Annotated in this window: 19 protein-coding genes; 10 read left to right on the top strand and 9 right to left on the bottom strand. The window is 72.5% G+C overall.

Annotation, left to right across the window (positions count from 1 at the left end; genetic code table 11):
* Positions 1 to 195 precede the first annotated feature (195 nt).
* The 3 genes from OG897_RS12285 to OG897_RS12275 all read left to right on the top strand — a co-directional run bounded on the left by OG897_RS12285 (position 196) and on the right by OG897_RS12275 (position 3,431).
* A complete protein-coding gene (locus OG897_RS12285; RefSeq protein WP_266655662.1) occupies positions 196 to 1,467 on the top strand; it encodes a DUF1343 domain-containing protein in 1,272 nt (423 codons plus the stop codon).
* A 283-nt stretch (positions 1,468 to 1,750) separates the two neighbouring features.
* Positions 1,751 to 2,362, top strand: a complete 612-nt coding sequence (locus tag OG897_RS12280) for a hypothetical protein (RefSeq protein WP_266655661.1) — start codon at positions 1,751 to 1,753, stop codon at positions 2,360 to 2,362.
* Between the two features lie 304 nt (positions 2,363 to 2,666).
* Complete coding sequence (locus tag OG897_RS12275) at positions 2,667 to 3,431, top strand: 3-keto-5-aminohexanoate cleavage protein (RefSeq protein WP_266655660.1); 765 nt, start codon at positions 2,667 to 2,669, stop codon at positions 3,429 to 3,431.
* A 28-nt stretch (positions 3,432 to 3,459) separates the two neighbouring features.
* On the opposite strand, the gene soxR is transcribed toward OG897_RS12275, so the two are convergent.
* A complete protein-coding gene (gene soxR, locus OG897_RS12270) occupies positions 3,460 to 3,921 on the bottom strand; it encodes a redox-sensitive transcriptional activator SoxR (protein WP_266655659.1) in 462 nt (153 codons plus the stop codon).
* Positions 3,922 to 4,021: 100 nt separating this feature from the next.
* On the opposite strand from soxR, the gene OG897_RS12265 reads away from it, so the two are divergent.
* Positions 4,022 to 4,483, top strand: a complete 462-nt coding sequence (locus OG897_RS12265; RefSeq protein WP_266655658.1) for a MaoC family dehydratase — start codon at positions 4,022 to 4,024, stop codon at positions 4,481 to 4,483.
* 13 nt (positions 4,484 to 4,496) lie between these two features.
* Here the strand turns inward: OG897_RS12265 and OG897_RS12260 are convergent, their stop codons facing one another.
* The 3 genes from OG897_RS12260 to OG897_RS12250 all read right to left on the bottom strand — a co-directional run bounded on the left by OG897_RS12260 (position 4,497) and on the right by OG897_RS12250 (position 6,744).
* Positions 4,497 to 5,138: a TetR/AcrR family transcriptional regulator gene (locus tag OG897_RS12260; protein WP_266655657.1), complete on the bottom strand. Its 642-nt coding sequence runs from the start codon at positions 5,136 to 5,138 to the stop codon at positions 4,497 to 4,499.
* Positions 5,139 to 5,244: 106 nt separating this feature from the next.
* The gene (locus OG897_RS12255) at positions 5,245 to 5,532 is read right to left on the bottom strand and encodes a YiaA/YiaB family inner membrane protein (protein WP_266655655.1); all 288 of its coding nucleotides are present in this window, start codon (positions 5,530 to 5,532) and stop codon (positions 5,245 to 5,247) included.
* A gap of 60 nt (positions 5,533 to 5,592) precedes the next feature.
* Positions 5,593 to 6,744: an acyl-CoA dehydrogenase family protein gene (locus tag OG897_RS12250; RefSeq protein WP_266655654.1), complete on the bottom strand. Its 1,152-nt coding sequence runs from the start codon at positions 6,742 to 6,744 to the stop codon at positions 5,593 to 5,595.
* 63 nt (positions 6,745 to 6,807) lie between these two features.
* On the opposite strand from OG897_RS12250, the gene OG897_RS12245 reads away from it, so the two are divergent.
* The 3 genes from OG897_RS12245 (at position 6,808) to OG897_RS12235 (ending at position 9,351) form a co-directional block, all read left to right on the top strand.
* Positions 6,808 to 7,476, top strand: coding sequence for a TetR/AcrR family transcriptional regulator (locus OG897_RS12245; protein ID WP_266655653.1), 669 nt, complete (start codon positions 6,808 to 6,810; stop codon positions 7,474 to 7,476).
* Between the two features lie 169 nt (positions 7,477 to 7,645).
* A complete protein-coding gene (locus OG897_RS12240) occupies positions 7,646 to 8,380 on the top strand; it encodes a helix-turn-helix transcriptional regulator (protein ID WP_266655652.1) in 735 nt (244 codons plus the stop codon).
* A 32-nt stretch (positions 8,381 to 8,412) separates the two neighbouring features.
* Complete coding sequence (locus OG897_RS12235) at positions 8,413 to 9,351, top strand: DMT family transporter (RefSeq protein ID WP_266655651.1); 939 nt, start codon at positions 8,413 to 8,415, stop codon at positions 9,349 to 9,351.
* Positions 9,352 to 9,355: 4 nt separating this feature from the next.
* On the opposite strand, the gene OG897_RS12230 is transcribed toward OG897_RS12235, so the two are convergent.
* The 4 genes from OG897_RS12230 to OG897_RS12215 all read right to left on the bottom strand — a co-directional run bounded on the left by OG897_RS12230 (position 9,356) and on the right by OG897_RS12215 (position 15,133).
* Positions 9,356 to 10,438 (bottom strand): Zn-dependent alcohol dehydrogenase, encoded by a 1,083-nt coding sequence (locus tag OG897_RS12230; RefSeq protein ID WP_266655650.1) that lies wholly within the window; start codon positions 10,436 to 10,438, stop codon positions 9,356 to 9,358.
* Between the two features lie 153 nt (positions 10,439 to 10,591).
* Positions 10,592 to 11,986, bottom strand: coding sequence for an aldehyde dehydrogenase family protein (locus OG897_RS12225; RefSeq protein WP_266656790.1), 1,395 nt, complete (start codon positions 11,984 to 11,986; stop codon positions 10,592 to 10,594).
* A 192-nt stretch (positions 11,987 to 12,178) separates the two neighbouring features.
* On the bottom strand, positions 12,179 to 14,389 hold the full coding sequence (locus OG897_RS12220) for a molybdopterin-dependent oxidoreductase (RefSeq protein ID WP_266655649.1): 2,211 nt from the start codon (positions 14,387 to 14,389) through the stop codon (positions 12,179 to 12,181).
* 108 nt (positions 14,390 to 14,497) lie between these two features.
* Complete coding sequence (locus tag OG897_RS12215) at positions 14,498 to 15,133, bottom strand: TetR/AcrR family transcriptional regulator (RefSeq protein WP_266655648.1); 636 nt, start codon at positions 15,131 to 15,133, stop codon at positions 14,498 to 14,500.
* Positions 15,134 to 15,376: 243 nt separating this feature from the next.
* Here OG897_RS12215 and hmgA point away from each other — a divergent pair, with 243 nt between their 5' ends.
* The 3 genes from hmgA (at position 15,377) to OG897_RS12200 (ending at position 18,816) form a co-directional block, all read left to right on the top strand.
* Positions 15,377 to 16,723 (top strand): homogentisate 1,2-dioxygenase, encoded by a 1,347-nt coding sequence (gene hmgA / locus OG897_RS12210; protein ID WP_266655647.1) that lies wholly within the window; start codon positions 15,377 to 15,379, stop codon positions 16,721 to 16,723.
* A gap of 29 nt (positions 16,724 to 16,752) precedes the next feature.
* The gene (locus OG897_RS12205) at positions 16,753 to 17,508 is read left to right on the top strand and encodes a GntR family transcriptional regulator (RefSeq protein ID WP_266655646.1); all 756 of its coding nucleotides are present in this window, start codon (positions 16,753 to 16,755) and stop codon (positions 17,506 to 17,508) included.
* A gap of 114 nt (positions 17,509 to 17,622) precedes the next feature.
* Complete coding sequence (locus tag OG897_RS12200) at positions 17,623 to 18,816, top strand: type ISP restriction/modification enzyme (protein WP_266656788.1); 1,194 nt, start codon at positions 17,623 to 17,625, stop codon at positions 18,814 to 18,816.
* A 148-nt stretch (positions 18,817 to 18,964) separates the two neighbouring features.
* Here OG897_RS12200 and OG897_RS12195 read toward each other — a convergent pair whose 3' ends face one another.
* Positions 18,965 to 19,240, bottom strand: coding sequence for a hypothetical protein (locus OG897_RS12195; RefSeq protein ID WP_266655645.1), 276 nt, complete (start codon positions 19,238 to 19,240; stop codon positions 18,965 to 18,967).
* Between the last annotated feature and the right edge of the window lie 50 nt (positions 19,241 to 19,290).

Raw genomic sequence — 19,290 nt, 5'->3', positions numbered from 1 at the left:
ACTTCCCCAGCAGACTAACCAGTCGGTATGAAGCGGGGAAAGGGGTGTACGCACAAGATCCGGGGCGCGCTGCGTTCCGCGGGGAGCACACAGGGGCTAGCGTGCGCGGACGTGCCGCAGGGCAGGCGCGGCGCACAGGAGGGTCCGGGAGACGTCCGGTGCGAGTCCGGGCGTCCGAGCGCGGAGGTGGCACGGATGGGCTTGTCCAGAAGAGGGCTGCTGGCGGCGGGCGGCGGCACGGTGGGGGCGCTCGCCGCCGGGAGCGGTTCGGCGCAGGCGCGGGAACGGGCGTACCAGGAGCCGCGTCACGGGGACGGCTCCCGGGTCCGTACCGGATTCGACCGGCTCGCCGCCGACGGGTACCGGCTGCTGCGCGGCCGCGAGGTCGGCATCGTCACCAACCCCACCGGCGTCACGGCCGACGTCCGGCACGTCGTCGACGTCATGCACGCGGACGACCGGGTGAACCTCACCGCCGTGTTCGGCCCCGAGCACGGCTTCCGGGGCACCGCGCAGGCGGGCGGCAGCGAGGGGCGCTACGACGATCCGGCGACCGGGCTGCCCGTGTACGACACGTACCTCAAGAGCGGGCAGGCACTGGCGGACGTCTTCACGGCGTCCGGCGTGGACACCGTCGTCTTCGACATCCAGGACGCGGGCGCACGCTTCTACACGTACATCTGGACGCTGTACGACTGCATGGTGGCGGCCTCCCTCGCGGGCAAGCGCTTCGTGGTGCTCGACCGGCCGAATCCGGTGACGGGGCGGGCGGCGCTCGGGCCGGTCCTCGACCGGGCGTTCGCGACGTTCGTCGGGCGGGAGCCGATCGCGCAGGCGCACGGGATGACGGTGGCGGAGCTGGCCCTGTTGTTCAACGCGGAGTTCCTGGCGAAGCCGGTGCCGCTGGAGGTGGTGCGGATGTCGGGGTGGCGGCGCGGCGACTTCTTCGACGCGACGGGGCTGCCGTGGGTGCCGCCGAGCCCCAACATGCCGACGGCGGACACCGCGTTGGTGTACTCCGGCACGTGCCTCTTCGAGGGGACGAACCTGTCGGAGGGGCGTGGCACGACCCGCCCGTTCGAGCTGCTGGGCGCGGAGGGCGTCGACCGGCGGTGGGCACAGGCGGCGAACGCGGAGCGGCTGGCGGGGGTGCGGTTCCGGGAGGCGTACTTCGCGCCGACGTTCTCGAAGTTCCAGGGGAAGACGGTCGGGGGCGTCCAACTGCACGTCCACGACCGGGAGTCGTTCGATCCCGTGCGCACCGGCATCGCCCTGCTGGTGACGGCGAAGAAGTCGTGGAGCGGCTTCGCCTGGCGGCCGGACAACTGGATCGACAAGCTCACCGGCAACACCCGCGTACGGACCATGATCGACGCGGGAGCGGGGACGGACGAGGTGGTGGGCGCCTGGCAGGCGGACCTGGCGGCGTTCCGCAAGATCCGGCGGGAGCACCTCCTGTACCGCTGACCTCATACGTCTCACGGGATGTCCCACGTCGCGGCATCAGCCACCCCGCCCATGGGCTGCCTCATGCACCGACCGAGAGCCTGCCGGTCGTGAACGACGGACCACGCGAGCAAGGAGCCGTGGACCTCGCGTGACGGAGGGGTGGACAGCGACGGGAGAGATGCGTGCGAATCGGGACCAATTGATCCCTGATGGGGCCCATCGGATTTTCGATGGAGCCGAAACGGGCACCCGTACGTCCATTCATCGACGCCGAAGTACCAGCGACGGAGGTGGCAGTGCGATGGCCGGTTTTCGGAGTCTCGCGAGACAGGTACGTGACCCGAGGTGTGATCTTGCGTTGCGGCGCTATTCGCTGCGCAAGTGCTTGGAGAGGTTCGCCCCTTACGGGCACCGGGCGACCTGGGACCACCTGTGCACCCGGCACGGGTTCGGTCCCGAGGACAGAGCGCCCGACCCGGTGCGGCTGGTGGCCGCGCTGGAGGAACTGGAGGAAGCGCGGGCCGTCTGGCTCGCGTACGAGGTGGAGTTCGCCGCGCGCCGCAAGCGCGAGAAGCACGAAGGGCTGCGGCGGCCGGGCTCCTTCGACGACTGGCACCGGCGGACCTGGGGCGGTTTCGGGGTCGCGTGGTGCGACGATCCGGCGGCCCATCCGGCGGCGTCGCTGGCAGAGGTGCTGCGCGGGCTGATCTCCGCTCTGGAGTCGGAGCCCGGTGAGCACTGTCCGGTGTGCGCGTCGAGCCGGATCGTCTGGAAGCAGGACCTGGTCCACGAGCCGTGGTTCGGGCCGGTCTGCACGGGATGCGGAATTCTGGTGCCGCAGCCCGTCCTGACGCCCGAGGCGCTGGCACGGGCCAAGAGGGTGCGGCGCAAGGAACTGGCGTCAGTGGCGTGAGCACGCGGGGCGCGGCGGATTTCCCTGGGGCGCCGCGCCCTCCGTGTCACCCGCGTCCTCTGTGCCCCCCGCGCCCTCCGTGCTACCGGTGCCATCCGCGCCCTCCGTGTCACCCGTAAGGGTCATGAATGCGGGCCCTGCGAGCACCACGCGCGCGCGTGCCGCGTGCGCGCCGCGTCGCGGGTGTCCTGCGTGCGGCCTGCGGGTGTCCCGCAGGCGGCCGAATCCGTAGGTTTCCCCGCGACAACCGTGCGAATGCTCAGTGCATGGCTGAATGTCAGTGGCGGGTGTCACCATCGAATGCATGGTCGAGCCCTTGATTCAGGTCTGTGTGAACGGTCAGCGCGGTCCCGGCGACGGAGCGGCCGTTCCCGTGTCGCCGGACGCCATGGCCCGGTCCGCTGCCGCCGCCGTGGCCGCTGGGGCCCGTGAGGTGCATGTGCACCCGAAGACGCCGTGCGGCGACGACACCCTCTCGCCCCACGTGCTGGCGACCACCCTCGCGGCGATACGGAACGTGGTGGACGTCCCCGTCGGCGTGACGACCGGCGCGTGGACGGAGCCCGAGCCGCAGCGCCGCGTCGAGCGCATCGCGTCCTGGACGGCGCTGCCCGACCACGCCTCGGTGAACTGGCACGAGCCAGGCGCCGAGGAGGTCGCCGAAGCCCTGCTCGCGCGCGGCGTGGCCGTCGAGTCCGGGCTGTGGTCCGGCACGGACGGGGTGCAGCGCTTCCTCGCGTCACCGGTGGCGAAACGCTCGCTCAGGGTGCTGGTGGAGGTCACCGACCCCGATCCGCTCACCGCTGAGGACTCCGCGCTCCAGTTCCTGGCCGAGCTCTCCCGCCGGGGTGCGGTCGGGGACCGGGGCGAGGTGCGCGGGGCGCCGATGCTGCTGCACGGCGAGGGCGGCGGGGCGTGGCCGGTGCTCGCCCTCGCGAGACGTCTGGGGCTGGCCACCCGCATCGGCCTGGAGGACACGCTGCTGCTCCCGGACGGGCGGCACGCGGAGTCCAACGCCCAACTGGTGAGCGCCGCCCGGGACATTCGGTGGCCGGTGGAGGTGGGCTGACCACCCCGTGCTGACCGGCCCCGTGCCGTCAGCTCTTCTTCTCGCCCATCAGGCGCGAGCCCGACAGCTGTTCGCCGATGACGTCGTCCGGGTTGGACAGCACACAGGTCTCCAGGGACAGACAACCGCAGCCGATGCAGTCGGTGAGGTGGTCGCGGAGCCTGCCCAACTGTGTGATGCGGGCGTCGAGTTCCGCGCGCCAGTTCTCGGAGAGGCGGGCCCAGTCCTCGCGGGTGGGCGTGCGCTCCTCGGGGAGTTCGGCCAGCGCGTCGCGGATGGTGGCGAGCGGAATGCCGACCCGTTGGGCGGCGCGCACGAAGGCGACCCGGCGCAACGCGTCGCGCTCGTACCGGCGTTGGTTGCCGGAGGTGCGACGGCTGCTGATCAGGCCCTTGGCCTCGTAGAAGTGCAGGGCGGACACGGCGGCCCCGCTGCGTGCGGACAGCTGGCCGACGGTGAGTTCATGGATCTTCACTGGAATCTGCGGCACTCCGTGAACCCTAGTGGACTTCCGTTGACACGGACACAGGGACCCAACCATGCTGAGCAAACGCTTAATCAAGTGATGTGAGCAGCGAGGGAGCGCAGGGATGACCGAGCCGAGGATCTTCACGTCCGCAGCGGAGCTGACCGCCGGAGTCGGTGAGGAGCTGGGTCACAGCGAGTGGCTGGAGATCGACCAGAAGCGGATCGACCTGTTCGCCGACGCGACCGGCGACCACCAGTGGATCCACGTGGACCCGGAGCGGGCGGCCCGGGGCCCGTTCGGGAAGACGATCGCGCACGGCTATCTGACGCTGTCGCTGCTGCCGTTGTTCGTGCCGCAGGTGATGCGGGTCGAGGGCATGAAGATGGGCATCAACTACGGGACGGGCAAGGTCCGTTTCCCCTCGCCGGTACCGGTGGGCTCGCGGCTGCGCGCCACGGCCGTGCTGACCGACGTGTCCGAGGCGGGCGGCGGCGTGCAGGTCACGGCGAAGGTGACGGTCGAGATCGAAGGCGGCGCGAAGCCCGCGTGCGTGGCCGAGTCGATCTCGCGCTACTACTTCTGAGCCCCGCGCACTTCTAGGACGCGGCCACCATCCGCAGCACGAGGTCGGCGTAGAGCGCGCCGACCTCGTCGGGCGTGCGCCGCCCCTCCGCGTTGAACCAGCGGGCCACGTCGATGCACAGCGACAGCACGGCGAGCGTGGTGCCCGGCACGTCGGGGACGTCGAACTCCCCCGCCTTCACCCCGTCGTTGATGATGCGCCGCACGGCCGCATCGCTGCGGCGGCGCAGTTCCACTATCTCGGCGCGGTGCTCCTCGCCGAGAGCGTCCAGCTCGTACTGGACGACGCGCGCCGTGGTGTGGTGCGCGGCGTGCCACCGTACGAAGGTGACGACGGCGTCCGAGAGGCGTTCGGCGGCGCTGCCGTCGCCGTCGGCGGCGGTCTCCAGGATGCGCAGGGCCTTGTCGTGGCCGATGCGGCTGATCCGGTGGAGCAGTTCTTCCTTGGTCTTGTAGTGGATGTAGAGCGCGGCCGGGCTCATGCCCGCCCGTCCGGCGATGTCGCGGGTGGTGGTGGCGTGGTAGCCGCGCTCGGCGAAGGCGCCGACGGCGGCGACGAGCAGCCTCCGGGCGGCTTCCGGGGCGACCTCGCCCCAGGCGGTTGCCTCGTTCGACCCGCCGTCGGCGGAGTCCTCAGCGTCCCGCGCCGTGTCCATCGCGCACCTCTTCCGTCCGTACCACCAGGACGCACACCATACCCCGCACGTCTGAGCAAGCGCTTAGCGTGCGGGGCGCCCGGTGCTACAGCCTGGTGAACCGGTGCTACAGCTTGGTGAAGGGGTCGTGCTCGGCGAGCATCTTCTCCAGCCGCGCCTGGTCGACCCGGCTGACGATCTGCCCGGCCTCCTGCTTGTCGCGGATCACCTTGGCGAGGGTGAAGCAGGAGGTGGTGAGGTAGAGGACGGAGATCGCCATGAAGGCCCGCACCCAGCCGCTGGCCTCGATGTAGAAGATGCCGACGGCGGTCGCGGAGATGGCGACGACGAACGATGCGACGGCCTGACCGTAGTAGGCCCCGGTGTTCTGCTGCTTGACCTGTGGATCGCTCATGCGGACAGGGTGACCCACGTCACTGCGGCCGGATATCCGTACCCGTACTCAGATACGTACTCAGAAGGCCGAAACCCCGGTCAGCGCACGGCCGATGACGAGTTTCTGAATCTGGCTGGTGCCTTCGTAGAGGGTCATCACGCGGGCGTCGCGCAGGAGTTTGCCCGCCGGGTACTCGTCGATGTAGCCGTAACCGCCGTACACCTGGAGGGCGTTGTTCGCCGCGCGGACGGCGGCCTCGGAGGCGAAGAGCTTGGCCTGGGACGCGGCGGTGGCGAAGGGCTCGCCACGGTCGATCAGATCGGCGACGCGCCAGGTCAGCAGGCGCGCGGCGTCGACGTCGACCGCGATGTCGCAGAGCAGCTCCTGGACGAGCTGGTGGTGGGCGATGGTCTTGCCGAACTGCTCGCGCTCCCCGGCGTACGAGAGCGCCGCGTCCAGCGCCGCCTGCGCGATCCCCACGCAGCCCGCCGCGACCGACATGCGGCCCTTGGCCAGTGCCGACATGGCGACGGAGAAGCCCTTGCCCTCGGGGCCGAGCATCGCGGAGGCGGGCACGCGGACGTCGTCGAGGACGAGTTCGGCGGTGGCCTGGCCGCGCAGTCCGAGCTTGCCGTGCAGGGTGCGGCGGCTGAGGCCGGGGGCGCTCGTGGGGACGAGGAAGGCGGTGACGCCCTGGTGGCCGGGGGCGTCGGTGGAGCGGGCGAAGAGGAGGACGACGTCGGCCCAGGTGCCGTTGGTGATGAACGTCTTGGTGCCGCTGATGACGTAGTCGGCGCCGTCCCGGACCGCCCGCGTGATCAGGTTGCCCGCGTCGGAGCCGGTGCCGGGCTCGGTGAGGCCGAAGCAGCCGATCGCGTCGCCTGAGGTGAGCCTCGGCAGCCACTCCCGCTTCTGCTCCTCGCTCCCCCACGCGGCGACCGTCTTGGCGACCAGTCCGAGCGACACGGAGACGATGCCGCGCACCGAGGAGTCGCCACGGCCGAGTTCCTCGGTGACGAGGCAGTAGGCGAGGTGGTCGCCGCCCGAGCCGCCGTACTCCTCGGGGACCGTGAGGCCGAGGAAGCCGAGCGCGCCCAGCTTCTTCACGATCGACTTGTCGACGTTCTCGGTACGGTCCCACTCCACGGCGTGCGGGGCGATCTCGCGCGCCACGAAGTCCCGGGCGAGCCGCTGGACGGCCCTCTGCTCCTCGCTGAGCTCCAGGTTCACGGCACCGACCCCATTCGTCGAGGAATTAATTAGCACTGCTAGTTTCGGTTTTCCGGGCCTACTATGTGCCGCATGGCCCGACCGCGCAAGCCCCTGTTGAGCAGAGACCGCATCGTCGACACGGCGCGCGCACTCGTGGACTCCGAGGGCCTGGCGGCGGTCTCCACCCGGCGGCTCGCGGCGGAACTCGGGGTCAGCGGACCGTCCCTCTACAACCACTTCCGCACCAAGGACGAGATCCTGGAGGCGGTCGCCGACACGGTGTCCGCGAAGGTCGACCTGTCGATGTTCGACGCGGACGACGTCCGCGACTGGCGGGCGGCGCTGCACGACTGGGCGCTCTCGTACCGCGCGGCGCTCACCGAGCACCCGCACGTCGTGCCGGTGCTGGCCCGGGGTCCCGGCCGCCGCCCGTCCGGACTGCGGGTCGCCGACGCGGTGTTCGGGGCGATGGTGCGGGCCGGGTGGCCACCCGCCCAGGCGACGTACATCGGTGCGCTGATGCGGTACTTCGTGACGGGCTCGGCGCTCGGTTCCTTCGCGCGCGGTTTCGTGGACGACGAGGCGGCGTACGACCCGGCGGACTACCCGCACCTCGGCCAGGCGCACCTGCTCGCGGACCACCAGGAGAAGGTGGACGAGGGGGCGTTCGAGACGGGACTGCGGGCGCTGCTGGACGGCCTGGGCTGCCAGTACGAGGCGGGGGGCTACGCGGGGCGGCGGGCGGGCTGACCGCACCCCCCCCCTGGAAGCACCTCCGGACACACCCCTGGAAGCACCTCCGGCAACACCCCCGGATGCGCCCGCCCCTGGCGCGCCCCTGGACGCAGCCCGGCGCACGCCAGTACCCGACCCCGACGGTTCGGCCGACGCCGAACCCTCCGTAGGGCACCCTGGAGGAATGCCGAAATCCTCCGCCCCCGCGTCCGACACGGCCGGGACCCCCGCGGCCCGGCTCGCCGCCCTCGCCTCCCTGCTGTCCGACGAGACCCGGGCCGTCTTCCTGCTCTCCCTCCTGGACGGCCGCGCCTGGACCGCCAGCGAACTCGCCCGGCAGGCGGGCGTCGCGGCCTCCACCGCCAGCGAGCACCTGGGCCGTCTGGTCTCCGCCGGGCTGCTCGCCGAGGAGCGGCAGGGCCGTCACCGGTACGTACGCCTCGCGGACGCGGACGCCGCGCAGTTGGTCGAGTCGGTGGCCTCGTACGCGATTCCCGGCCGCGACGCCCCGCACACCTTGCGCGCGGCGAGCGCGGGTGCCGCGATGGCGCGTGGCCGCACCTGTTACGACCATCTGGCGGGCCGCCTCGGCATCGCGATCACGGAGGCGATGGAGCGGCGCGGCCTGCTCCTGACGGGCAACGGCTTCGCGCTCACGGACGAGGGTCTGGCCTGGTTCGACGACCTGGGCACCGATCTCTCCGCCGTCACGTCCCGCCGCCCGAGGGTGAGTTCGTGCCTGGACTGGACGGAACGCAAACGCCACCTGGCGGGCGTCGCGGGTGCGGAGCTGTGCCGTCAGGCGCTGGAGCGGAAGTGGTGCGTACGGATCGGGAGCGAGCGCGCGGTCAAGGTGACACCGGAGGGCGAGCGGGCCTTCGCCGGGCTGCTCGGCATCGAGTCGTCAATACTTCGGTGACAACCGAAGTATCCGTGCCCTAGCATCGCGGCATGAGCAACTCCTCCTCCCCTTCGGGCCGTTCCGAGCCCCTGGCGCTGGTCGCGGCCGCCGTCACGGTCGTGCTGTGGGCCTCGGCCTTCGTGTCCATCCGCAGCGCGGGCGCGTCCTACGAGCCGGGCGCTCTGGCGCTGGGACGGCTGCTGACCGCCTCGCTCGTCCTGGTGGTCATCCTGCTGGTGCGCCGCGAGGGCCTGCCGCCCCGGGCGGCCTGGCCCGGCATCATCGTGTCGGGCCTGCTGTGGTTCGGCGCGTACGCGGTGGCCCTCAACTGGGGCGAGCAGCTGGTCGACGCGGGCACGGCGTCGCTCGTCGTGAACGTGGCTCCGATCCTGATGGCCCTGCTCGCCAGCCGGTTCCTGGGCGAGGGCCTGCCGCCGCGCCTCGTCGCCGGAATGGTGGTCTCCTTCGCGGGCGCGGTGATCGTGGGCGTCTCGATGTCGGGCGGTGGCGGAACGTCCCTGCTGGGCGTGGCCCTGTGCCTCGCGGCCGCCGTGACGTACGCGATAGGGGTCGTCGCCCAGAAGCCCGCCCTGACCCACGCCACGCCGCTCCAGGCCACCACGTACGGCTGCCTGATCGGTGCGGTGGCCTGTCTCCCCTTCAGCGGCCAACTGGTGGACGGTCTGTCCCACGCCCCGCTCTCGGCCACCCTCAACATGGTCTACCTGGGCGTCTTCCCCAGCGCGCTCGCCTTCACGACGTGGGCGTACGCGCTGAAGCGCACGACGGCCGGGAAGATGGGTGCGACGACGTACGCCGTGCCCGCGATCGTGGTCCTGATGTCGTGGCTGCTGCTGGACGAGGTGCCGGGTTGGATCACGCTGCTCGGCGGGGCGGTGTGCCTGGCGGGCGTCGCGGTGTCCCGGTCGCGGTCGCGGCGGGCCGAGGTGCCGCTCGCGGAGACCCCGGCCGCCCCGGAGAAGGTCTGACCCCCTAGAACACCACCAGCGCCCGGCCGCCCTTGCCCGCGAGCATCGTGTCGAAGGCGGCCGGAATGCCGTCGAGGGTGATGCGCTCGGTGACCATGGACGCGAGGTCGAGGCGGCCCGCCCGGATGTGCTCGGCGAGGACGGGCAGGTCACGGGCCGGGTCGCTGTTGCCGTACACGCAGCCGGTCAGCGTCCTTCCCCAGTGGAAGATCTCCAGGGCGTTGAAGGTGACCTGCTGGTCCTTGCCGCCGATGCCGACGACGGTGGTGCGGCCTCCCCTGCGGGTGGACTCCCAGGCGGTACGGATGGTGGCGGCGCGGCCCACGCACTCGACGGCGACGTCGGCGCCGTGCCCGCCGGTGAGCCTGCGGACGTCCTTGGCGGTGGCGTCGGAGGCGACGAGGTAGTCGGTGGCACCGGCCTGCCGCGCGAGCTCCTCCTTGGCGGGGGAGACGTCGACGGCGATGACCTGGCCCGCTTTCGCCAGGCGGGCGGACTGGATCGCGGCGAGTCCGACCCCTCCCACCCCGTACACGACGACGGTCTCGCCCTCCCGCACCCGGGCGCTGTGGTGCACCGCTCCGTACCCGGTGAGCACGGCGCACCCGAGCAGGGCGGCGTCGGTGAGCGGAATTCCCTGCGGGGCGGGCAGGACGCAGTTGGCGGCGACGACGGTCTCTTCGGCGAAGGCCGCGACGTTGAGGCCGGGGTGGAGTGCGGTGCCGTCGTCGGCCGTACGGGCATAGACATCACCGGCGCCGGTGAGTGCGTCGGCACAGAGCCAGACCTCGCCGAGTCCGCAGGAGTGGCAGGTGCCGCAGGAGGGCGCCCAGTTGAGGACGACGGGGTCGCCGGGGGCGAGGTGGGCCACCCCCTCGCCGACCTCCGTCACGGTCCCGGCTCCCTCGTGTCCGAGGACGGCGGGGAGGGGGACACGCATGGTGCCGTTGGTGAGGGAGAGGTCGGAGTGACAGACCCCGGCGGCGGCCAGCTTGACACGAACCTGGCCGGGGGCCGGGGCGGGGAGGGTGATGTCGGTGACCTGGAGGGCGGTGTGCGGGGCACGAAGGACGGCGGCACGGGTCATCTCAAGGCTCCTGGAGTTCGTACGGCGGCACGGGGCGGAGGAGGAGGCTGCGAAGCAGTCCTCCAGGGGCGCGGGGCTGTGGCGGTGTGCGGCTGGGCCGCGTGGGCGCGCCCAGCCACGGCGCACCGCACGGGCCTGAGGACCGCACGGGTCTCAGAACTGGAGGGACTTCGTCTGGAGGTACTCCGCCAGCCCGTGGGAACCCAGCTCCCGCCCGACCCCGGACTGCTTGTACCCCCCGAAGGGAGCCAGCGGATTGAACCGCCCCCCGTTGATGTCCACCTGCCCGGTGTCCATCCGCCGCGCGAATCCCACCGCCGCCTCCCGGTCCGCGCCCCAGACCGCCCCGGCCAACCCGTACACCGTCCCGTTCGCGATCCTCAGCGCGTCGTCCTCGTCCTCGTAGCGCAGCATCGAGATCACCGGACCGAAGATCTCCTCCTGCGCGATCGTCATCTCCGGCGTGACATCGGCGAACACGGTCGGCGAGACGTAGTAGCCCGTGTCCAGCGGAGCCTCGGCCCCGCCCGCGACGATCCGGGCGCCCTCCTGGACCCCCTTCTCGATGTACCCCCGCACCCGCTCCAGCTGCTTCGCGTTGACGAGCGGCCCCACCCGTTCCCCCGGCGCGTACTTGGCCACCGCGTCCGCGGCCAGCGTGACAGCCGCCTCGTAGTCGTCCCGGTGCACCAGCATCCGCGTCCACGCACTGCACGTCTGCCCGGAGTTGGCCATCACATTGGCCACCCCCACGTTGACCGCCTTCGCCAGATCGGCCCCGGGCAGGATCACGTTCGCCGACTTGCCGCCCAGCTCCAGCGCGACCCGCTTCACGGCCGCACCCGCGACCGCCCCGATCCGCCGCCCCACGGCCGTCGACCCGGTGAACGACACCAGGTCCACACCCGCGTGCTCCGCGAGCGCCTGCCCCGCGACCGGCCCGAGCCCCGTCACGAGGTTGAACACCCCACCGGGCAGCCCGGCTTCGTGCACCACCTGGGCGAAGAGCTGCGCGGTCAGCGGGGTGTCCTCGGCGGGCTTGAGGACGACCGTGCAGCCCGCCGCCAGAGCGGGAGCCACTTTGGCAACGATCTGGTGCAGCGGATAGTTCCACGGCGTGATCGCCCCGACGACCCCCACCGGCTCCGCGTAGACGGTCGAGTTGCCCACCTTCTCCTCGAAGGCGTACGTGGCGGCCAGTTCGGCGTACGAACCCGCGACCATGATCGGCAGTCCGGCGTGCACGGCCTCGGCCATGGCGGGCGGTGCGCCCAGCTCCGCCGTCACGGTCGCCGCGATCTCGTCCTTGCGGGCGGCGAGCCCGTCGCGCAGCGCGCCGATCAGTGCGGCCCGTTCGGCGGGCGGTGTGGCGGCCCACGCGGGGAACGCCTCCCGTGCCGCGGCCACCGCCGCGTCCACGTCGGCGGCCGTTCCCGCCGGAACGTGCGCGATGACCTGCTCGTCGGCGGGGTTCACGACGGCGATCGTGTCCTCGCCGAGAGCGGGACGCCATGCGCCGCCGATGTACATGCCGCTCTGCGCCTGCACCGTCATCGAAGTTCCTCCACCGGTCCGGTCCGTCGGTCCTGCCTGCTCGTACCCGCCCCAAACTAGCGGCGTTAGTTTTTCGGCGCCAGGGGCCTTCCGGCCTCCGGGCGGGGCCGGAGACGGCGGGGCCTCACCCCGTGGGCCCTCACCCGGCGGGGCCGGAGACGGGCACGTCGATACGGCTCCGTGCCCCTAGAGGGGCGATGGGGTGAGCGTCACCTCGAAGCCGTTCAGGACCGCCGTTCCCGACAAGGGGTCCAGGAGGGTGCCGTCCAGGAGTTGGTTGACGTTGGCGCCGGGGCGGGCCGAGGCCACCGAGAGGCGCGTTCCCGACCGGTCGTGGCCCCAGCCGTGGGGCAGGCTCACCACCCCTGCCCGGAGCGTCTCCGTCAGCTCCGCCGGGGCCTCGATCTCGCCGCCCGCGCCCCGGATGCGCACGGGGGAGCCGTCCGTCACGCCCAGGCGTGCGGCGTCCTGCGGGTGGAGTTGGAGGGTGCAGCGGTTGGAGCCGCCGTTCAGGGCGGGCAGGTTGTGCATCCAGCTGTTGTTGGAGCGCAGGTGCCTGCGGCCGACCAGGAGCAGGGTGTTGTCCGGACGTCGCACGTCCAGCGCCGCGCGCAGCCGGGGCAGGTCGGCGGCGATCGGGGGCGGGAGGAGTTCGACGCGGCCGCTGCGGGTGCGCAGGACCTGGTCCAGGCGGGGCCGCAGCGGACCCAGGTCGATGCCGTGCGGGGCGGCGCGGAGAGCGGCCAGGGTGAGGCCGTCGTAGGGGCCCAGGCGCAGCATGAGGTCCAGGACGCGTTCGGGGCCCGTGTCGCCCGTGAGGCGGTCGGGAAGGCCGGTGGGGGCTCCCGCCTTCGTGAGGAGGCGGTCGATGATCAGGTCGTCCACGGCGGACGGGTCCGCCCCGTGCATGCCGCTGACGGCGAGGACCAGTCGGGCGTGGATCTCGCACTCGTCCATCGCACCCGTCTCCAGGGCGACGGGTGCGGGCGTGTAGCGGACCTGGTTGCGGACGGCGAAGCCGTTGAACACGAAGTCGAAGTGGGCGCTGCGCGACGGCGGCGGGGGCGGCAGGATCACGTCCGCGTGCCGCGAGGTCTCGTTGAGGTAGGGGTCGACGGAGATCATCAGTTCGAGGTCGTCGGCGAGGGCGCGGTCGAGGCGGTCGCCGTCCGGGGCGGAGAGTACGGGGTTGGCGGCGATGGTGATCAGCGCCCGGACGCGGCCCTCGCCCGGTGTCGCGATCTCCTGGGCGAGGGCGGCGAGCGGCAGTTCGCCCTTGGCCTCGGGGTGCCCGCCGACCCGGCTGTGCCACCGCCCGAGGGCGAAGCCCCTGCGCGAGGGCGGGCCCACGGACGACGTCGCGGAGAGCGGGAAGAGCGCGCCGCCCGGCCGGTCCAGGTTTCCGGTCAGAACGTTGAGTACGTCGACGAGCCAGTTGGCCAGCGTCCCGAAGGCGACGGTGGAACCGCCCACGCGGACGTACACGGCCGCGGTGGGGGCAGAGGCGAGCTCGCGGGCCACCTCGCGGATCTCCTCCGCCGGTACCTCGCACACGGCGGCGACGGCCTCCGGGGTGAACTCCCTTACGGCCTCCTCGACTTCGGCGAGACCGTCGAGGCGGTCCGCCAGGTGCGGGCCGGGGTCGGCGAGCTTCTCCGCGAAGAGCACGTGCGCGAGGGCGGCCAGCAGGGCGGCGTCCGCGCCCGGACGGATCGCGAGGTGCCGGTCGGCCAGTCCGGCGGTGCGGGTGCGGCGCGGGTCGACGACGGTGAGCGTGCCGCCGCGCGCCTTGAGCGCCTTGAGCTTGCCGGGGAAGTCGGGGGCGGTGCACAGACTCCCGTTGGAGTCCAGGGGGTTGGCGCCGATGAGGAGGAGATGGTCGGTGCGGTCCAGATCGGGGACGGGGATCGCGAAGGGGTCACCGAAGAGCAGGCCGCTGGAGACGTGTTTCGGCATCTGGTCGACGGTCGACGCGGTGAAGAGGCTGCGGGTGCGGAGCGCGCCGAGGAGTACGGGCGGGTAGAGCGCTCCGGCCATGGTGTGCACGTTGGGGTTGCCGAGGACGACTCCGACGGCGTTCGGCCCGTGCTCGTCGACGACGGGGCGGATGCGGGCGGCGATCAGGTCGAAGGCTTCCGCCCAACTCGCCTTCTCCAGTTGCCCGTTCACCCGGATCAGTGGAGCGGTCAGCCGGTCCGGGTCGCCGTCCAGCTCACCGAACGCGGCACCCTTGGGGCAGATGAAGCCCCGGCTGAACACGTCGTCGGCGTCACCGCGCGCACCCGTGACGCGGGCCCCCTCGACGGTGAGGGTCAGTCCGCACGTGGCTTCGCAGAGCGGGCAGATGCGCAGAGCGGTGCGGGACACGGGGCCCTCCGGAGGCACGGCGGCGTACATGCGGACACCGCGAGCATACCGACCGGTACGCATGGAGGGAACGGGCGGGCGCCCGCCGCCGAGGCCCCGGGGCTCCCCAGGCTCCCGCCCCAGACCCCCGCCGCCCCCTCAGTCCAGCACCCGCGCCAGATACGCCCGCAACAGCTCCCGCGCCTCCCGCACCACCGCCGCGTCCCCCGACGGGTCGGTCCGGAAGGCGAGTTGGAGCACCGCGTCGGCCGCCTCCACGGCCACCAGGAAGGTACGGCGCAGCGCCACGTCGGGGGTGCGTCCGATCTGGGCGGCCAGGAGTTCGGCGAGGCGGTCGGCGAGGCGGCTGTTGGAGTCGTCCGCCGGGCGGCCCAGCGGGATCTGCATGCCGAAGTCGACCAGGGTGAAGCCGGGGACCGTACGGCGCATGGCCAGGTACTCGTCGAGTACGACGTCGATCGCGCCGCGCCAGTCACCCCCCGCGAGCCCCACCACCCCCGCGCCGACGCGTTCCGCGTAGTGGTCGAGGTTGCGCAGGGCGAGGGCGTCGGCCATGGCGCGTTTGTTGCCGAAGAAGCGGTAGACGGAGCCGATGGGCACGTGGGCGCGGGCGGCGACCGCCCGGGTGCTCAGTTCCTCGTAGCCGACCTCGTCGAGGAGGGCCGCGCAGGCGTCGAGGATCCGGGTCAGCCGCTCGGCGCTGCGCTGCTGGACGGGGGCGCGACGCAGCGCGGCGGCGGCCGGGGGGACGTCGGGCTCGTATCCGTGGGTCACGGGCCCATCATGCCGCTCCGCGGGTCACGGGCCCCATCGTGCCGCCCGCATCCGCAGGGGCACGGGAACACCCCGGCGCCCCCCGGTCCGCATTCCCGCCCCCGCGCGCCCACCCCACCCGTTTCAGCCCACTCCTTTGCCCACCGTTGACGTTCCGGGCGCGCAATCCTACTGTCACGCATAGGATTGCTTTACGGGTCCCACCTTCCCCTGACGAGCCTTACCTCTTTCCAGGAGCGGACGATGAGCGGCAACGGCACGGACCGGCACGTCGAGGCAGCACGCAAGGCCGCGGAGGGCCTGGCGTACTCCTCGGGCTTCGGCAACGAACACAGCTCCGAGGCCGTTCCCGGCGCGCTCCCCGATGGCCGGAACTCGCCCCAGCGCGCGCCGCTGGGCCTGTACGCCGAGCAGCTCAGCGGCAGCGCCTTCACCGAGCCCCGCGCGCACAACCGCCGCTCCTGGCTGTACCGCATCCGCCCCTCCGCCGCGCACCCCGCGTTCGCGCGCGTCGACAACGGCGGCCTGCGCAGCGCCCCCTTCGCCGAGACCGTCCCCGACCCCAACCGGCTGCGCTGGAACCCGCTGCCCGACCCCGCCCCCGGCACCGACTTCCTGGCCGGTCTCTGGACGCTCGGCGGCAACGGCGACGCCACGCAGCGCACGGGCATGGCGATCCACCTGTACCACGCCGACTCCCCCATGCTCGACCGGGTGTTCAGCGACTCCGACGGCGAGCTGCTGATCGTCCCCGAGCGCGGCGGGCTCCTGCTGCGCACCGAGTTCGGCCTGCTGCGCGCCGAGCCCGGCGAGGTCGCGCTGATCCCGCGCGGCGTCCGCTTCCGCGTGGAGCTCCTCGACGCCACCGCCCGAGGTTACGTCTGCGAGAACTACGGCGCGCCCTTCCAGCTCCCCGACCTCGGCCCCATCGGCGCCAACGGCCTCGCCAACGCCCGCGACTTCCGGGCCCCGGTCGCCGCGTACGAGGAGGTCGAAGGCCCGGTCGAGGTCGTCAACAAGTTCTGCGGCAACCTCTGGTCGGCCCCCTACGACCACTCCCCGCTCGACGTCGTCGCCTGGCACGGCAACCACGTCCCGTACGTCTACGACCTGCACCGCTTCAACGCCATCGGCTCCATCTCGTACGACCACCCGGACCCGTCGATCTTCACGGTCCTCACCTCCCCCTCCGACACCCCCGGCCTCGCGGGCGTCGACTTCGTCGTCTTCGCGCCGCGCTGGCTGGTCGGCGAGGACACGTTCCGGCCGCCGTACTTCCACCGCAACGTCATGAGCGAGTACATGGGCCTCATCGAGGGCGCGTACGACGCGAAGGCCGCCGGAAAGGGGGGCTTCGTGCCCGGCGGCGGCTCGCTGCACAACATGATGTCGGCGCACGGCCCCGACCGGGAGACCTTCGACAGGGCGAGTGCCGCCGAGCTGAAGCCGCAGAAGATCGACGACGGTCTGGCGTTCATGTTCGAGACGCGCTGGCCGGTGACCGCGACCGGGCAGGCCGCGAACGCCGATCACCTTCAGTCCTCCTACGACGGGGTGTGGCAGGGTCTTCAGCGACACTTCCGCCCGTAGCCCGTACCCGCAGGACCGACGGAGACCCCGTGACCGCCTTCGCCCCCGACTCCCTCGTCCTGAACCGGAAGCTCCCCCTCTGGTACCAGGTCTCCCAGTCGTTGCGCGCCTCGATACTGGGCCGCACGCCCGACGCCTCGCTGCGGCTGCCCACCGAGGAGCAGCTCGCCGCGCACTACGGCGTCAGCGTGCTGACCATGCGCCAGGCGCTCAAGGAGCTGGAGTCGGAGGGCCTGATCAGCAGGCACCGCAGGCGGGGCACGTTCATCGAGCCGGGGGCCAGGCGGGGCGCGCCGCGCCGCCTCATCGGCTCGATCGACGCGATCGTGGCCCAGCAGTCGGGCGAGCCGACGACGCTGCTGAGCCACGGCCCGGTGGCGGTGCCCGGGGACCTCGCCGAGCACTTCCCCGACGTGGACCGGGTGATGACGTACCGGCGGCTGCGCCGCGACGCGGACACCGGCGAGCCCACCAACTGGGCCGAGAACGCGGTGCGTCCGGAGATCGGCGACCGGCTGAAGGCCGACGACCTGGAGCGCTGGCCGATGACGAAGGTGCTGCGCGACGTCGTCGGCGTACGCATCAGCCGCATCACCGACACCATCGAGGCCCGACTCGCCGACCCGGAGACGGCCGGGCTCCTCGGGGTGCCGCTGTGCTCGCCGATCCTGCACTACACGGGCGTCACGTACGACGTCGAGGGGCGCGTGGTGGACGTGGCGCGCATCCGCTACCGGGGCGACCGGTTCTCCTTCTCGGTGACCGTGGAGTCGCCGACGCAGTAAAGGCGTCGCGGGTCTGTGCCTACGATGCGGGGCGTGAGCGATGTTTCCGGTACCGCGCAGAGGCCCCTGCCGCCCGCCGCCCCACCGATCGACGACGTGCTGCTCGACGACCTGATGCCGTGGTCCGTGCCGCCGCTGCGGCTGGGCCGGGGCTGGGTGCGCGGCCCCGACCCCGCGTCCCTGCGGGCCCGCTGGGACGCGGTGATACGGGCGAAGACGCCCGAGGCCCGGCGCGATCTCTTCGCGCCGACCCGCCTGCGCACCCCGCAGACCTCGGTGGCGGCCCTGCCGGGGCAGCGCACCGCCACCACCCTTCCCCTGGCTCTCAGCTGCGTTCGGGCAGGGGACACCCCGCCCGCCGCCGAGTCGGTCCGCTGCCCGGAGCCGGTGCGCGTCCTGCACGGCCCCTTCGACGAGCACTGGCTGATCCCCGACCACCGCCTCATCGACGTCGCCCGCCCGGAGCTGTGGCGGGTGCTGGACACCACGCATCAGCTCTTCACCGTCGAACAGGGTTACGTTCCCGGGTCGTCGGGGCCCGCCCTGCTGGCCACCGCGCTCCTGCCCGACGGCCACTCCCCCGCCGGCCGGCCCGGCCGCATCCGGCCCCTGTACCGCAGGCCGGGCGGTCGGGAGCCCAACCTGACACCGGGCCTGACCGCCTTCCTCGGCGAGCGGTACGGCCGCGAGGTCGCCCCCGAGGACGTCCTCGCCTGGGCCCTGGCCACCGCCCGCCCCTCCCCCCGGGGCGCGGTCGTGCCGCTCCCCCGGGATCCCGAGGTGTGGCAGCACGGACTGGAGCGGGGGCACCGGCTGCGTGCCCTCCTGCTGCGCGGTGCGCGGGGTGGCGAGCGCCCGCGGCTCCCCGGCGGGCGGCGTCCCTATGTGCGGGCGGCCGTCCCGGCGCGGCCCGGCTCGATCGCGTACGACCGCGCGGAATCGTCCCTGATCATCGGCGGTACGGGACGGATCTCGCCGGTGCCGGAGGCGGCCTGGACCTTCGAGACGGGCGGGGTGCGGGTGCTGGAGCGGTGGTTCGAGGTGCGGACCGGCGAGGCGGCGGGCCCGCTGGAGGCGCTGCGGCCCTCGGCGTGGCCCAAGGAGTGGTCGTCGGAGCTGCTGGAGCTGGTGACGGTACTGGGGCTGTACGCGGAACTGGCCCACGGGGCTCCGGAGTTCTCCGACGTGCTCACCCGGGAGGAGCTCACCGGGGCGGGCGTCCTGCCCGTCCCGGCGTCCGTACGGCGGCCCGCTTCGGTGCTCGACCACCACGAGGAGGGGCCCGGCGGCCAGTTCGCCCTGCTGTAGCGGACGGGTCCGGCCGGGCAGCACGAAGCCGCCCCACTGCCCCGGGAATGACGGATGGACAGGCAGTCGGGCGGCTCTTCGTATGACGCGGGACAAGCCCGCTCGGTGCGGGACGGGCCCGCTGGTGTGCCGGGGTCGGCCGCCGCGTCTAGCCGCGGTTGCCGAACAAGGACCGGCGGAGCCGCTTGAGCGGCGCGAACAGCGAGACGCGGGAGATCCGCATGCCCCTGCTGGTGTTGCGTGTGCGCGGCACCTCACGCGAGGTCAGTTCACGCATCAGCATCGTCGCCTCGGCCGTCTCGCGCTGCGGGACGGCAGGGCCGCCGAGCACCGCGAGGTGGCGGTCGAGCCGCGAACTGGTCGCACTGCTCCCGCATGTGATGGCAGGCACCCGGGGCCTGCTGCGCACCGTTATCTGTTCCATGTCACTCCCCACCCGTACGAGGGCACCCGTCACCGGGCAGGTTAACCCTA

The sequence above is a fragment of the Streptomyces sp. NBC_00237 genome, from assembly GCF_026342435.1.
Taxonomy (GTDB): domain Bacteria; phylum Actinomycetota; class Actinomycetes; order Streptomycetales; family Streptomycetaceae; genus Streptomyces.
The sequence above is the reverse complement of the archived record's forward strand: the minus strand, read 5'-3'. Positions and strand labels throughout refer to the sequence as shown.